Annotated in this window: 13 protein-coding genes; 2 read left to right on the forward strand and 11 right to left on the reverse strand. The window is 66.6% G+C overall.

Translation table 11 applies throughout. From position 1 onward, the window contains the following. Positions 1–3: 3 nt before the first annotated feature. The 3 genes from AC5P7F_RS11270 to AC5P7F_RS11280 are packed head-to-tail and all read right to left on the reverse strand — an operon-like array spanning position 4 to position 4,996. Positions 4–1,371, reverse strand: a complete 1,368-nt coding sequence (locus AC5P7F_RS11270) for a purple acid phosphatase family protein (protein ID WP_197641374.1) — start codon at positions 1,369–1,371, stop codon at positions 4–6. Continuing rightward, positions 1,368–2,483, reverse strand: a complete 1,116-nt coding sequence (locus AC5P7F_RS11275; RefSeq protein ID WP_164077412.1) for a phytase — start codon at positions 2,481–2,483, stop codon at positions 1,368–1,370. The genes AC5P7F_RS11270 and AC5P7F_RS11275 overlap by 4 nt, the downstream gene beginning before the upstream one ends. Continuing rightward, positions 2,483–4,996 (reverse strand): TonB-dependent receptor, encoded by a 2,514-nt coding sequence (locus tag AC5P7F_RS11280; RefSeq protein WP_414616461.1) that lies wholly within the window; start codon positions 4,994–4,996, stop codon positions 2,483–2,485. The genes AC5P7F_RS11275 and AC5P7F_RS11280 overlap by 1 nt, the downstream gene beginning before the upstream one ends. 217 nt (positions 4,997–5,213) lie before the next feature. Here AC5P7F_RS11280 and upp point away from each other — a divergent pair, with 217 nt between their 5' ends. Next, the gene (gene upp, locus AC5P7F_RS11285; RefSeq protein ID WP_005409099.1) at positions 5,214–5,846 is read left to right on the forward strand and encodes a uracil phosphoribosyltransferase; all 633 of its coding nucleotides are present in this window, start codon (positions 5,214–5,216) and stop codon (positions 5,844–5,846) included. Between the two features lie 114 nt (positions 5,847–5,960). On the opposite strand, the gene AC5P7F_RS11290 is transcribed toward upp, so the two are convergent. Continuing rightward, positions 5,961–6,440: an SRPBCC family protein gene (locus AC5P7F_RS11290; protein ID WP_014646778.1), complete on the reverse strand. Its 480-nt coding sequence runs from the start codon at positions 6,438–6,440 to the stop codon at positions 5,961–5,963. Next, positions 6,421–6,846, reverse strand: coding sequence for an ArsR/SmtB family transcription factor (locus AC5P7F_RS11295; RefSeq protein ID WP_232503937.1), 426 nt, complete (start codon positions 6,844–6,846; stop codon positions 6,421–6,423). The genes AC5P7F_RS11290 and AC5P7F_RS11295 overlap by 20 nt, the downstream gene beginning before the upstream one ends. 57 nt (positions 6,847–6,903) lie before the next feature. Between AC5P7F_RS11295 and AC5P7F_RS11300 the strand changes: the two genes are divergently transcribed. Beyond that, a complete protein-coding gene (locus AC5P7F_RS11300) occupies positions 6,904–7,197 on the forward strand; it encodes a PsiF family protein (protein WP_014646776.1) in 294 nt (97 codons plus the stop codon). Between the two features lie 85 nt (positions 7,198–7,282). Here the strand turns inward: AC5P7F_RS11300 and AC5P7F_RS11305 are convergent, their stop codons facing one another. From AC5P7F_RS11305 to rsmD, 6 genes are all read right to left on the reverse strand, one after another. Next, on the reverse strand, positions 7,283–8,170 hold the full coding sequence (locus AC5P7F_RS11305; protein WP_019338337.1) for an MBL fold metallo-hydrolase: 888 nt from the start codon (positions 8,168–8,170) through the stop codon (positions 7,283–7,285). Between the two features lie 120 nt (positions 8,171–8,290). Continuing rightward, on the reverse strand, positions 8,291–10,021 hold the full coding sequence (gene ggt, locus AC5P7F_RS11310) for a gamma-glutamyltransferase (RefSeq protein WP_014646774.1): 1,731 nt from the start codon (positions 10,019–10,021) through the stop codon (positions 8,291–8,293). Further along, positions 10,018–10,299, reverse strand: coding sequence for a YfhL family 4Fe-4S dicluster ferredoxin (locus AC5P7F_RS11315; RefSeq protein WP_004153175.1), 282 nt, complete (start codon positions 10,297–10,299; stop codon positions 10,018–10,020). The genes ggt and AC5P7F_RS11315 overlap by 4 nt, the downstream gene beginning before the upstream one ends. 133 nt (positions 10,300–10,432) lie before the next feature. Beyond that, positions 10,433–10,924, reverse strand: a complete 492-nt coding sequence (locus AC5P7F_RS11320) for a hypothetical protein (protein ID WP_032959157.1) — start codon at positions 10,922–10,924, stop codon at positions 10,433–10,435. A gap of 60 nt (positions 10,925–10,984) precedes the next feature. Beyond that, a complete protein-coding gene (gene coaD / locus AC5P7F_RS11325; RefSeq protein WP_014036814.1) occupies positions 10,985–11,494 on the reverse strand; it encodes a pantetheine-phosphate adenylyltransferase in 510 nt (169 codons plus the stop codon). Between the two features lie 26 nt (positions 11,495–11,520). After that, positions 11,521–12,099, reverse strand: a complete 579-nt coding sequence (rsmD, locus tag AC5P7F_RS11330; protein WP_164077410.1) for a 16S rRNA (guanine(966)-N(2))-methyltransferase RsmD — start codon at positions 12,097–12,099, stop codon at positions 11,521–11,523. Positions 12,100–12,572: the final 473 nt, after the last annotated feature.

Below are 12,572 nucleotides of genomic sequence, written 5' to 3' on the forward strand. Positions count from 1 at the left end.
TCCTCATTCCCAGCAGCGGTCGGCGCGACCCTTGGCGGTCTGCGCGCGCGGGCAGTCGCGCGGAGCAATGCGGCCTTCGGTCAGCTCCGTGCGCTGCTTTCCACCCTTGGCATCACGACGCAAGTCGAAGGCATCGTAAAGACGGCCGGTCACGGTGCGTGCTTCATAGCGCAGGTGCTGCGGGTCGATGTTCAGCACCTGGAACAGCTGGGTGTCCTCGGCCACCGGGTCCATCGTCCTGCGCGCTTCGTCGGAAAGGCGGTACTGCTTCGGTCCGGCCACGGTCACCACATACTGCGGCGTCGCGGCCTGCCCTTCGCCACGGCGGCCATAGGTGTGGTCATGGCCCTGCAGCACCAGATCTACGTTGTGGCGGCGTACCACCGGCAGCAGCACGTCACGCAACGCGGCGTTCTCGCGCCCTTCGCGCGGCGAGTAGAACGGCTGGTGCAGCAGCACGATGGTCCACGCCTGCCGATTGCCGGTCAGCACCTTGTCCAGCCACTGTGCCTGCGCCTTGGCGGTGCCGAGGTCGAGTGCCGATGTGCCATCGACCACGGCCACGCGCACGCCCTGCGCATCGAACCAGTAGCTGGTCTGCTGCGCGGCGGTGGCACCATTGCCCGGCAGCGCGAACGTCACCGGCCAGTGGCGGCCCAGCACGCGGCGCTCCTGCGGGGTGTCCTCGAATTCCTCGAAGTACTCGTGGTTGCCGATGGCCGGCGCCACCAGCGTTTCCTGCGCCAGCCAACTGGTCGCAGCGAACCACTCACCCCACTCGCTGTCATCCATGTTGTCGCCTCCGCTGACCAGGTCACCGCCAAACAGACTCATGCGCGCCTGCGGCGCAGCCTTCTGCGCGGCACGCACCACGCGGCTGACATGGCTGACGTTCTTGTTCTGGGTATCGCCGAAGTACAGCAGGGTCAGCGGCTGATCGGCGCTGGCCAGCGTGCGCAGCTGGTTCCAGGCGCTCCAGCTGCCATTGCCCTGCACACGGTAGACGTACTGGGTATCCGGCTGCAGGCCATCGATATCTGCCCGATGGTGGTGCGACAGACCGTTCTCGGTCTGCAGCGCGCGGGTCGTCGCACGCACCTGGCGGATGCCTTCAATGGCCGGCGAATCTGCGGCCAGCGCGATTTCCAGCAGCGGCGCCTGCACGCTGTCGTCGGTACGCCAGGCCACGGCGAACCCATGGCTGGAATCAACCGCCGGCGAGGCGACGATGCGGTCCGGCACCGTCGTCGCCGCGTAGTGGCGGCTACCTGCCGGCACCTGGGTATTCGGTTCGCCCGCCGCGAACGACAGCGACGGCAGCGCCAGCAGCAGGCCCAGCGCCAGCGCGCGCATTACGCACTGCCCGCTCATGCGCCACACTCCAGCGGCAACGCCAGCTGCTTGGCGATGCTCTCCCAGTCGAAGGCCACCACGCCCTGGTCGTCATGTACTGCATACAGCGCACCGTGTGGGAAGCGCGCGCTGGGCTGCTGCATCATCCAGATGCCATCGGTGTTGGCCACGGTATTGCCCTGGAACGCGCCGACCGGCTTCAGCGTGTGCCGGTCGAACAGGTGGAACACGCTGCGCCGCTTGCCCTGTTCGGTGGTGATCCACCAGCCGTCCTTGCCGCAGGTGCGCAGGGTCACGCCTTCGGCCTGGGCCTTGAACACGTCGCGGCCAAAGGTGGTGCCAGTGAAGCGGCCCGCCAGGGTGTAGACCTTGAACTCGCTGGCGTAGCGCTCGTCCTCTTCGGCAATCAGCAGCCGGTCGTTCTCGGGGTCGCCCCAGATCGACTCGACCACGCGCAGTGCACCGGCCTCGGTGGTATCGCCGATGCTGGCCACCAGCTTCGCCTCGACCTTCGCGCCGTCGCGGGTCACATGGTACTGGCGCACCCGCTTGTCCAGCTCGGCCAGCGGCGGCAGGATGTCACGCCCCTGCGCATCCTCGCCGTTGTCCCAGGAATCGGTGACGTAGACGCTGTAGCCATCGGCACGGCGGTCGACCCACAGACCGTACGGCTTGCGCAGGTCGTCCGCAGCGAAGGTCGCCAGCGGCGCGAAGTCCGGCAGGCTCAGCACCTGCACGCGGTGATTGTCGCGCTCGACGATCCACAGCAGGTCGTCGGTCACCGCGATACCGTTTGGGCGGTCGAACTGCCCCGGTGCGGTGCCGCTGCTGCCGACGTCACGCAGGTGCTGGCCGGTGCTGCCGTCGTAGACCACCAGCTTGTCGGTGGCCTTGGCGGTGGCGATCAGCCACAGCGCGCCGTCCGGCGCGCGCCAGGCCGCCGGCGAGTCGATGTTGTCCGCCGGGGTCATCGGTGACAGGAACGCTTCGGCGATGGTGCTCACCACGCGCTCGCCATTGGCGGCCGGCGCGGCCGCTCCCGCAACCGGATCGTTGCCGGTGGCCGGCGTGCAGCCGGCGACCAGCGTAGCCGCCAGCGCGGCGGCCAGGACAGTGACGCCACGCCCCATCACAGCGCCACCTTCAGGCCCAGCGCATAGGTGCGGCCGTACTCTTCCATCTGCAGGGTGCGCGAGCGGGTGCCCTGGTACAGCTCCAGCGGCTTGTCCAGCAGGTTCTGCGCTTCGAAGTACATGCTCACGCGCGGGGTGAACTTGTAGTCCAGCGAGAAATCGAGCTGGGTGTTGGGTGCCACGTAGATGTCGAATGCACGCCCCTTGCCGATGCTGTCCAGATACTCGCTGCGGTACACGGCCGCCAGACGCGTGCTTACACCGTACTTTTCATAGCCGATGTGTGCGCTGTAGACATGCTTGGAAGCGCGCGGCAGGGTGAAGTCCTCGCCCTCACGTCCCTTGATGCCGGCATCGAACGTGGTGTCCAGCCAGGTGCCACTGGCACCGACCAGCAGGCCATCCAGGCCCTCCGGCAGGAAGGCCAGCTGCTGCTGCCAGTTGAATTCCGCGCCACGCACGGTGGCCTTGCGACCATTGATCGGCTGGGTCACGTCGAATCCGCCGTAGGCCGGATCATTGGTCCGCACGGTCTCCACGATGTAGCCATCGATCGACTTGTGGAACAGTCCCAGCGAAACGATGCCGCTGCTGCCGATGTACTTCTCCACCGACAGGTCGATGTTCTTCGACTCGTACGGATCCAGTTCCGGGTTGCCCAGGCGCACTTCCTCGTCACCGCGGCTGTAACCCACGCGCGGCGAGACGTCGCCGAAGGACGGGCGCGATACGGTCTTGTTGGCCGAGGCGCGCAGCACCCAGTCATCGGCCGCGTCATAGCGCAGATGCAGGCCCGGCAGCACGTTGGTGTAGCTGCTGTTGGCCACGCGCGGGGTGACGGTGAAGCTGCGGCCGTTGGCGGCCACGTCCACCTGGTTGCCGACTGCCTTGAAGCGGGTGTTCTCCACGCGCACGCCGCCGATGATGCGCAGCGCGCCCACATCCCAAGTACCCATGGCATAGCTGGCGAAGATGTCCTCGCTGGCCACGTAATCCTCTTCCAGCGACGTCATCGCATTGCCGCCGACATCCTGCGGGCGGGCGCTGTACTGGCCACCATTGGCGGCCCAGAACGCGCGCATCGCAGCCGAGTCCATGCCATCCCCCATGTTGCCGTGGCGATGCTCCGGCGAAGAGGTGGTCCAGCTCGACAGCACCACCTTCGGGCCGACGCGCAGTTCGCGCTCATCGACATTCACGTCGCGGTCGCGCCAGCGGCCGAGCAGGCCGAACTTGATGCTGCTGCTGTCGCCGTCGAAGCGCACGTTGACCTGCGCGCTGTGTTCCTTGTCGTTCACCTGCTTGGGCGAAAGCACGACGCGGTCGAACGCGTAGTTGCCGTTGTCCAGCCACTGCGGGTTATCGAAGCTGTAGCTGGGCAGGCGGCTGCTCTGGTCCAGGGTGCCATTGAAGGCCTTGCCGTTGAGCTTGAAGCGCGCCTCCATCTCGTCGTTCACGCGCTCTTCGGTACGGGTGTAGCCGATCCGGTAATCGACCACGGCGTTGGTCAGCTTGTTCTCGCCACCAAGACTGGCCGCAAAGGTGTTCTCCTTCTTGGTGCGGTAGCGCATGCGCTTGTCGATCGAGTCCTTCGGCATGCCATCGAGCCGGTACTGGTCGGTGCCGGTCTTGACCATCTTCGCGTCGTCGAAGTTGAAGATCACGCGCTGGCGGGTCTCCGCATCGTCGAACTGGCTGTACAGCGTGCGCAGGTAGTACGTGCTGTCTTCGTTGGGGCGCCAGTCGAGGTTGAGGTTGGCACCGATGCGCTTGCGCTCGATCTCGTACTTGCGGTGCTGCAGGTTGATCGCGGTCACGTCACCGGGGGCGGCATCGTCCTCGCCGTCATATTCCACTTCGGTGTTGTCCGACTCGAACTTCCGCTTCTGGTAGTTCACGTGCAGCGCCACGCCGAACGTGTCGTTGAACACTTCGCTGTAGTTGAAGGCGGCCTTGGGGCTGGTCTCGCCGGACAGCTGCTGGTGGCTGCCCTCGATCTTGCCGCGCAGGCTGCGGCCGTCGCGGTCGAAGGCCGACGCCGATTCCACCAGCACGGCGCCGCCGATGGCATCACCGGGCATGTCCGGGGTCGGCGACTTGACCACGCGCAGGCGCTCGGTGGAGTCCGATGGGATCACGTCCAGCGGCGCGGCGCGGCTGGAATCTTCCGGCGTACCGATGGCGATGCCATCCACGCTGACGCTGTTGAGATTGGCATCCAGGCCGCGAATGACCACGAAGCGGCCTTCGCCCTGGTCGCGGGTCACGCTGACGCCCGGCAGGCGCTGCAGTGATTCGGCCACGTTCTTGTCCGGATACTGGCCCAGGGCATCGGAGGACACCGCGTCCTCGATGGCGTCGCTGCTGCGCTTGAGGTCGACCGCGCGGATCTGCGATTCGAGCTGGGCGCGCACTTCGATACGGTCCAGGTCGACCGCGTCGGCCGCCACGGCGCCGGTAGCGGCTACCGCCTGTTGCCCGGCAGCCTGCAGCGGTGCCGCGGCCCCCATCGCCAGGGTCAGGGTGATGGCAACGGCCAACGGAGTCTTGATATGCACTGGGAATCCCCATTCCTGTTAAGAATGGGTCTGCACGGTATGTCCGCAAGGTTGCATGGCCGTGACATGCGCCTGCACATTTCATGTAGATCAGATCCAGGCCCGGTTTGGGGTTCGACACGCCAATCCGGCAAAATGGCCTCCTCTCTCCTTTTCCCCCTTCCCGACCATGAAGATCGTCGAAGTGCGCCACCCGCTGGTGCAGCACAAGATCGGCCTGATGCGCAACGCTGCGCTCAGCACCAAGGATTTCCGCGAACTGGCCAACGAGCTGGGTACGCTGCTGGCCTACGAGGCCACCGCCGACCTGGACACCGAGCCGCACACCCTGCCCGGCTGGGCCGGCCCGGTGACGGTGCAGCGTATTGCCGGCGCCAAGATCACCGTGGTGCCGATCCTGCGTGCCGGCCTGGGCATGCTCAGCGGCGTGCTGTCGCTGATCCCGGCGGCCCGTGTCAGCGTGGTCGGCCTGCAGCGCGACGAGGAAACCCTGCAGCCGGTGCCCTACTTCGAGCGCCTGACCGGCCGCCTGGAAGAGCGCGACGCGCTGATCCTGGACCCGATGCTGGCCACCGGCGGCACCCTGATCGCCACCATCGACATGCTCAAGCGTGCCGGTGCCCGCCGCATCAAGGGCATCTTCCTGGTGGCCGCGCCGGAAGGCATCGAAGCGGTCAAGGCCGTGCACCCGGACGTGGAGATCTACACCGCAGCCATCGATGCCCAGCTCAACGACAAGGGCTACATCCTGCCGGGCCTGGGCGACGCCGGCGACCGCATCTTCGGTACCCGCGTCGGTTGATCCGGTGAACCGGGGTCAGAGCCCTTTCACAGCGAAAGGGATCCGACCCCAACATCGCGGGGGTCGGACCCCTTTCGCAGAAAGGGCCCTGACCCCACCACCCCGCATTCCGGCCTACAGCCCGGCGGCGAAGGCTTCCAGCTGGTCGATGGCGGTGTTCCAGCCGTCGAAGAAGCCCAGCTGCTCATGCTGGTCACGCAGCGCCTTGTCCGGGTGCATCACCCGCGCGGTGTAGCGGCAGCCCTGCCCCTCGTCCTCCATCGTGATCACGGCGGTAAAGCCCAGCCAGGGTGACTGCGGTCGCCAGCCCGCACCCAGCATCGAGGTGAACACCAGGCGCTGCTGCGGCACGATCTCCAGGAAACTGCCCGGATTGTCACTGCTGCCGCCATCGGGACCCTGCATGAAGGTGTGGAAGGCCCCGCCGGGGCGCAGGTCGAATGCGCGTACCTCGGTGGTCCACGGCTTCGGGCACCACCACTGGCGCAGCAGTTCCGGGTCGGTCCACGCCCGCCACAAGGCGGCGCGCGGTGCGTTCAGCACACGGCAGATCACCAGATCGGTGTCGGGGTTGTTACCTGCGTCTACGGCCATGGGCCTGCTCCTGTCGGTGAAGGGTTTCGACGAAATCGACCATGCGGTCGGAACGCGCTTCCCAAGCCGCACGCTGTTCTGCGAGCCATTGTTCGGCCTGGCCCAGCCGCGCCGGCACCAGTTCGCAGGTGCGTGTGCGCCCCTGCTTGTGGCTGCGCACCACGCCGCTGCGCTCCAGCACGGCCAGGTGTTTCATCAGCGAGGGCAAGGCCATCCCGAAGGGTTCGGCCAGCATCGACACCGTGCGCGGCCCCTGCCCCAGCGCCGCTACGATCGCGCAACGGGTCGGGTCGGCCAGTGCCTGGAAGACGTCTTCAATGGCAGGATAATACTTACCCATATGGCTAAGTAATACGCCGGTCTGAACGTTGCCGCAAGCAGGCGCGGCACTGGCGTGATTCTTCACGTGGCCTTGCCGGCCCGAAGCAAATGCTCCGCGCACCCGCCACCCTTGGAGCTCCCGATGAAAGCCTCTTTCCTGTTGGCCGCCGTCCTGCTGGTCGGCCTGCCCCTGGCTGCCAACGCCGCCACCCCGCAGCAGCAGCGCATGGCCGAATGCTCGGCCAAGAACAAGGGCTTGAAGGGTGATGCCTACAAGACCGCGCAGAGCTCCTGCCTCAGCGGCCACGCCGCCGAGACCAAGGCGGTCAATCCGCAGCAGGAACGGATGCGCAAGTGCAACGCTGACGCGGGCGCGAAGAAGCTGGCCGGTGATGCGCGCAAGACCTTCATGAGCAGCTGCCTGAAGTCGTCATAATCGTCGCGTCCGGATCGAACGCCATCCACGCATGGCGTGGATCTGCCACCATCAGTGAAAGGCCGGGCATTGCCCGGCCTTTTCATTACCCCAGGGCGCGCGCCTTCAGCTCGCCCTGTTCGTGCAGGGTCACGAAACGTCCCTTGTCATCACGGCCCAGCTGCGCCAGCGCCACCTGCGGGTCGTGGGTGAAGAACAGCCGCACGTTGCGCGCCAGCTTGTCTTCAAGGAACTGCCGCTTCTCGTCGATCAGCAGCTCGGCGTTGCGGTCGTAGCCCATGGTGATCGGCACGTGTACCCATGAGCGCCCCGGGATCAGGTCGGCACAGAACACCACGCCACCATGCGCACTTTCGCCGGCATGCGCGTGACCGACGATCTCGGCCAGCATCAGTCCCGGCGTATGCCCGTCGCTGTAGCTGAAGCGCACGCTGCGGCCAAGTGCCTTCGAGTATTCCCCGTCCACCACTTCCAGCCGGCCACTGGCCTGCAGCAGGCCCGGCAGTTCCGGAATGAAGCTGGCACGGTCGCGCGGATGCGGCTGCACGGCGCGCTGCCAATGCTGCGCACCGACCACATAAGTCGCATTGGGGAACAGCAGTTCCGGCTCTCGCCCTTCGCTCCATGCCGCCAGCAGGCCGCCAGCATGATCGAAGTGCAGGTGGCTGAGCACCACCACGTCGATATCCTCGTGCTCGAAGCCGGCTTCGCGCAACGAATCGATCAGTACGTGCTGGCTTTCCTGCACGCCGTAGCGCTCGCGCATGCGCGGATCGAAGAACGCCCCGATACCCGTTTCAAACAGCACGGTCTTGCCTTCCAGCGGACTGGCAAGCAGTGCGCGGCAGGCCAGCTCGATGCGATTGAGCTCGTCCGGCGCCGCCCATTTTTCCCACAACGCACGCGGTGCGTTGCCGAACATCGCGCCGCCATCGAGGCGCTGCGAGTTTCCACGAATAGACCAGAGTTTCATGCGTCGATTATCGGCGCCGGCCCGTTAAATAATCGCTAGAAAGGAAACAGAAAACCCCACCGGCAAAGGCGGGGTTTCGGTAATCTGCCGGATTGCCGGCCAGCAGCCGGCGCTACCGGATCAGCGTGCCGGCACGACCTGGGCGCTGCCCACCGGGTTGCGGGGGTCGCTGCCGCCGAACAGCTTGTTCGCCTTGCGGTCCCATTCCACGGTCTGCAGGTTGCCCCACACGTGACTGGAACCGCGGCCGCCTGCGGCGACGTCACCCGGCAGGTCGATCTTGTGGCCCATCGCCTGCAACTGCTTCACCGTCGCCGCGTCGAACGCATCGTCCTCGGCTTCGATCAGGTCCGGCAGCCACTGGTGGTGGTAGCGCGGCAGCGCGGCAACCTGCTGTGCATCCAGGCCGTCGTCGTAGCCGAGGATGCCCAGCAGCACCATGGTGATGATGCGGCTGCCACCCGGGGTGCCCAGCACCACGACCTTGTCGGCGTTCTCCATGAAGGTCGGCGTCATCGAGCTGAGCATGCGCTTGCCGGCCTTCGGCGCATTGGCCTCATAGCCCATCACGCCGAACGCATTGGGCGTGCCCGGCTTCAGCGCGAAGTCGTCCATCTCGTTGTTCAGCAGCACGCCGGTGCCCTTGGGAATCAGCCCCGAGCCATACAGCAGGTTGACGGTCTGGGTGGCGCCGACGCGGTTGCCGTCGCGGTCGATGATCGAGAAGTGCGTGGTCTCGTCATCTTCCAGCGGCGTCGGGTTGCCCGACAGCAGGTCGCTGGGCGTGGCCTTCTCCGGATGGATGGTCGCCCGCAGGCCCTGTGCGTAGTCCTTGCTGGTCAGCACTTTCTGTGGGATCTGCACGAAGTCCGGATCGCCGAGGAAGAAGGTGCGGTCGCGGTAGGCGCGGCGCATCGACTCCACCACCAGGTGGGTGCGGTGGGCCGGGTCCATCTTCCTGATGTCCCAGCCTTCCAGGATCTGCAGCATGCTGGCCAGCGCGATGCCACCGGACGACGGCGGCGGCGCGGTGGTGATCTTCCAGCCGTTGTAGTTGAACACGATCGGCTCGCGCTGCTTGACGCGGTAACCGGCCAGTTCTTCAGCGGTCCACTTGCCGCCAGCCTGCTTCACGCCCGCCAGCAACAGCTTTCCGGTCTGGCCCTTGTAGAAGCCATCAAAGCCACCCGCGGCCAGGCGCTCCAGCGTCTGCGCCAGTTCCGGCTGCTTGAACAGGTCACCGCTGGCGATCGGCTTGCCATTGCGCAGGTAGACCTCGCGCGTGCCGGGATAGCGCTCCATCACTTCACGCCGCGACGCGTAGCCCTTGGCCATGCGGTCGTACACCGGGAAACCTTCGCGCGCGATGCGGATCGCCGGCTGCAGCGAGGCCGACAACGGCAGCTTGCCATGCTTGGCCGACAGCTCGACCAGCGCTGCGGGCAGGCCGGGAATACCCGCCGACCAGGCACCGTTGACCGAACGATCACGGTCCAGGTTGCCCTGCTTGTCGAGGAAGGCCTGCGGGGTCGCCGCGGCCGGGGCGGTCTCGCGCGCATCCAGCATCACATCCTTGCCGGTGGCCGCGTCGTGCAGCAGGAAGAAGCCGCCGCCGCCCAACCCGGAACTGATCGGCTCGACCACCGCCAGCGTGGACGACACCGCCACTGCAGCGTCGAAGGCGTTGCCGCCCTGCGCCAGGATATCGATGCCGGCCTGGGTGGCCAGTGCGTGGCCGCTGGCAATGGCCGCGCCATCAGGGCGATCGGCACGGGCCGGGCTGTCAGCCCAGGCCATGGGGCTCAGCAGCAGGCCGAGCAGCAACAGGGGGCGGACGATCAGCGTCTTCATTCGGATGGGGGCTCCGCGTAGAGTTCGGGGTGATCGTGCTGCAGCTGGCGCAGCTTGGCCAGCAGCTGGTCTTCCGTTTCCACGATCTCCGGGTCCGGGTCGATGCACTCGACCGGGCAGACGACCACGCACTGTGGCTCGTCGAAATGACCCACGCATTCGGTGCAGCGCGCAGGGTCGATCACGTAGATGGTTTCACCCATCGCAATGGCCTGGTTGGGGCAGGCCGGCTCGCACACGTCGCAGTTGACGCAGAGCTCGTTGATTTTCAGCGACACGGCGATACTCCTCGCCCGCGCCCTGGGACAAAGGACCGGCCAGCGCGGGCGCGCGGGCCGGTCAGGTCATCAGCGGCGCCCCTTGCAGGATGCCGCCCGGGCCATGCCGGAGCATGGCCGCCATGGCTCGGTATTACTTGGCTTCGACGAAAATGTACTCGGCACCGGTCGGCTGGATCGCAGCCTGCACGCGGGCGTTGTCGGCCGACTGGCCGATGAAGACGACGCGCACGCCCTTCATCGAATCCGGCGACACGTCCTTGAACACGGCCTGGATCATGTCCGCCATCTTGCCCGAGGCCGACGAACCGAAGGCCAGCATGTTGCCCGGCTGCACGCCACGGGCCACGGCCTGGGTCGCGCTTTCGGTCTGGCGCTCGTACTTGGCCTGGAAGTCCGGGTCCGATTCCGGCGAGAGGTAGTACAGGAACGGGCTGTTGGTGATGTTGCCCATGTTCTGGATCGCCACTTCCTGCAGGTACTTCTTCCAGCCTGCATCGTCGTCCTTGGCCGGGGCGACCAGGGCCGGCTTGGCCTCGTCGACCGGAGCGGCCTCTTCCTTCTTGCAGGCGGTGAAGGCCAGGGCCAACGAAGCGATCAGCATCGCGCGCATGGTGGTGTTCATGGGTTTCCTCCCGGAATGGTGCGTGGTGGTGTACGTAATGGGGTGCGGGTACAGCGGGGCTTACGACTGTGCCGACTTCGCTTCGCGGACCTTGCGCAGGGCTTCGAGCACCGCGGCCGGCACGAAACCGGACACGTCGCCGCCCAGGCGCGCGATCTCGCGGACCAGCGAGGACGAAATGAAGCTGTGCTGCTCGGCCGGGGTCAGGAACAGGGTCTCGACCTCGGGGATCAGGTGGCGGTTCATGCTGGCCATCTGGAATTCGTACTCGAAGTCGGACACCGCGCGCAGGCCGCGCAGCAGCACCCCGCCCTGCACCGAACGTACGAAATGGGCCAGCAGGGTATCGAAGCCGATGACCTCGACGTTGCCGTGGTGGGCCAGCGCGCCACGCGCCAGCTGCACGCGCTGCTCCAGCGGCAGCGCCGGGCCCTTGGACGGGCTCTGCGCCACGCCGACCACGACCTTTTCGAACAGCGGCGCGGCCCGGCTCACAAGGTCGATATGACCGTTGGTGATGGGGTCGAACGTGCCGGGGTAGACGGCAATGCGGCGATTGGCCACGGTCATGGGCGGATGCAGATGTTCAGATGAGGTCAAAGTGTAGCAGTGGCACGGCGGTACAGGGCAAAGCGCACCTCGCGGGTGCCACCCTCGCGGTGCAGCAGCCAGTCCGGCGGCAGCACCGGCACGTGGCCGGCCGGCGATTCCAGGTACAGCCAGGCGTCGGCGGCCAGGTGCCGCGGCAGCTGGGCCAGCACGTCCTGCCACAGGCCATCGGCAAACGGCGGGTCGATGAAGACCAGGTCGGCCTGCTGCGCCTGCGCCCCTTGCAGCCAGCGCAGGGCATCGGCCTGCACGACGGTGATCTGGTCGCTGGCCTGCAGCCTGGCGACGGCGGCGGTCAGGTTGCGTCCCAGCTGCGCATCGCGCTCGACCAGGGTGGCGTGGGCAGCGCCACGCGAGACCGCCTCCAGGCCCAGCGCGCCACTGCCAGCGAACAGGTCCAGCACGCGGGCCCCGCCGAGCTTGGGCATCAGCCAGTTGAACAGGGTCTCGCGCACGCGGTCGCTGCTGGGGCGAAGGCCCGGCAGGGTCGGCACCGACAGCCGGGTATTGCGCCAGCGCCCGCCGATGATGCGGACCTGGCCGTCATTGCCACCGCGGCCGCTCATCGGCGCCCCCGGCGGGAGGAATTCGAGAAATTCAGCATGAGCGGGATTGTAGTTCGGCCGGGCTTTGCCCGGCACCCGTCGAAGCCACGGCAACGGCCGAAGCAACGGCAAAAGCCGGCTATCCGTGGGTTGGCGGGGTGGGTCCGGTCGAGGGGGACGCTGCAAGTACGTCCATGTAAGCTCGGTCGCCGCATCCATGCGGCTCACGCCCCCTCAACCGGACCCACCCCGCCTTCGACAGTTTCCTGCGATCTGTCGGAACGGCTCTTGGGGTCAGATCCGTTTTCCTGCGGAAAACGGATCTGACCCCAGATTTGTTTCGATGTCTGACAGATGTGTCGACCAAGGTCGACACCCACCAACAGCCGAGTGAACCTGTCAGAGGCGGGGCGGTGTGGGGTGGCAGGACCGTTGGCGCCATGGATGGCGCCATCGAGCCCCCATGGGTGAGGGCGCTTTGCTTGCGAAGCACT

The organism is Stenotrophomonas sp. YJH_SMC_105-26 (genome assembly GCF_059368915.1).

Bases quoted from the DNA above. Each gene is read 5' to 3' on its own strand.
- AC5P7F_RS11270 (WP_197641374.1), bottom strand. From the start codon at position 1,371: ATGAGCGGGCAGTGCGTAATGCGCGCGCTGGCGCTGGGCCTGCTGCTG.
- AC5P7F_RS11275 (WP_164077412.1), bottom strand. From the start codon at position 2,483: ATGGGGCGTGGCGTCACTGTCCTGGCCGCCGCGCTGGCGGCTACGCTG.
- AC5P7F_RS11280 (WP_414616461.1), bottom strand. From the start codon at position 4,996: ATGGGGGCCGCGGCACCGCTGCAGGCTGCCGGGCAACAGGCGGTAGCC.
- upp (WP_005409099.1), top strand. From the start codon at position 5,214: ATGAAGATCGTCGAAGTGCGCCACCCGCTGGTGCAGCACAAGATCGGC.
- AC5P7F_RS11290 (WP_014646778.1), bottom strand. From the start codon at position 6,440: ATGGCCGTAGACGCAGGTAACAACCCCGACACCGATCTGGTGATCTGC.
- AC5P7F_RS11300 (WP_014646776.1), top strand. From the start codon at position 6,904: ATGAAAGCCTCTTTCCTGTTGGCCGCCGTCCTGCTGGTCGGCCTGCCC.
- AC5P7F_RS11305 (WP_019338337.1), bottom strand. From the start codon at position 8,170: ATGAAACTCTGGTCTATTCGTGGAAACTCGCAGCGCCTCGATGGCGGC.
- ggt (WP_014646774.1), bottom strand. From the start codon at position 10,021: ATGAAGACGCTGATCGTCCGCCCCCTGTTGCTGCTCGGCCTGCTGCTG.
- AC5P7F_RS11320 (WP_032959157.1), bottom strand. From the start codon at position 10,924: ATGAACACCACCATGCGCGCGATGCTGATCGCTTCGTTGGCCCTGGCC.
- coaD (WP_014036814.1), bottom strand. From the start codon at position 11,494: ATGACCGTGGCCAATCGCCGCATTGCCGTCTACCCCGGCACGTTCGAC.
- rsmD (WP_164077410.1), bottom strand. From the start codon at position 12,099: ATGAGCGGCCGCGGTGGCAATGACGGCCAGGTCCGCATCATCGGCGGG.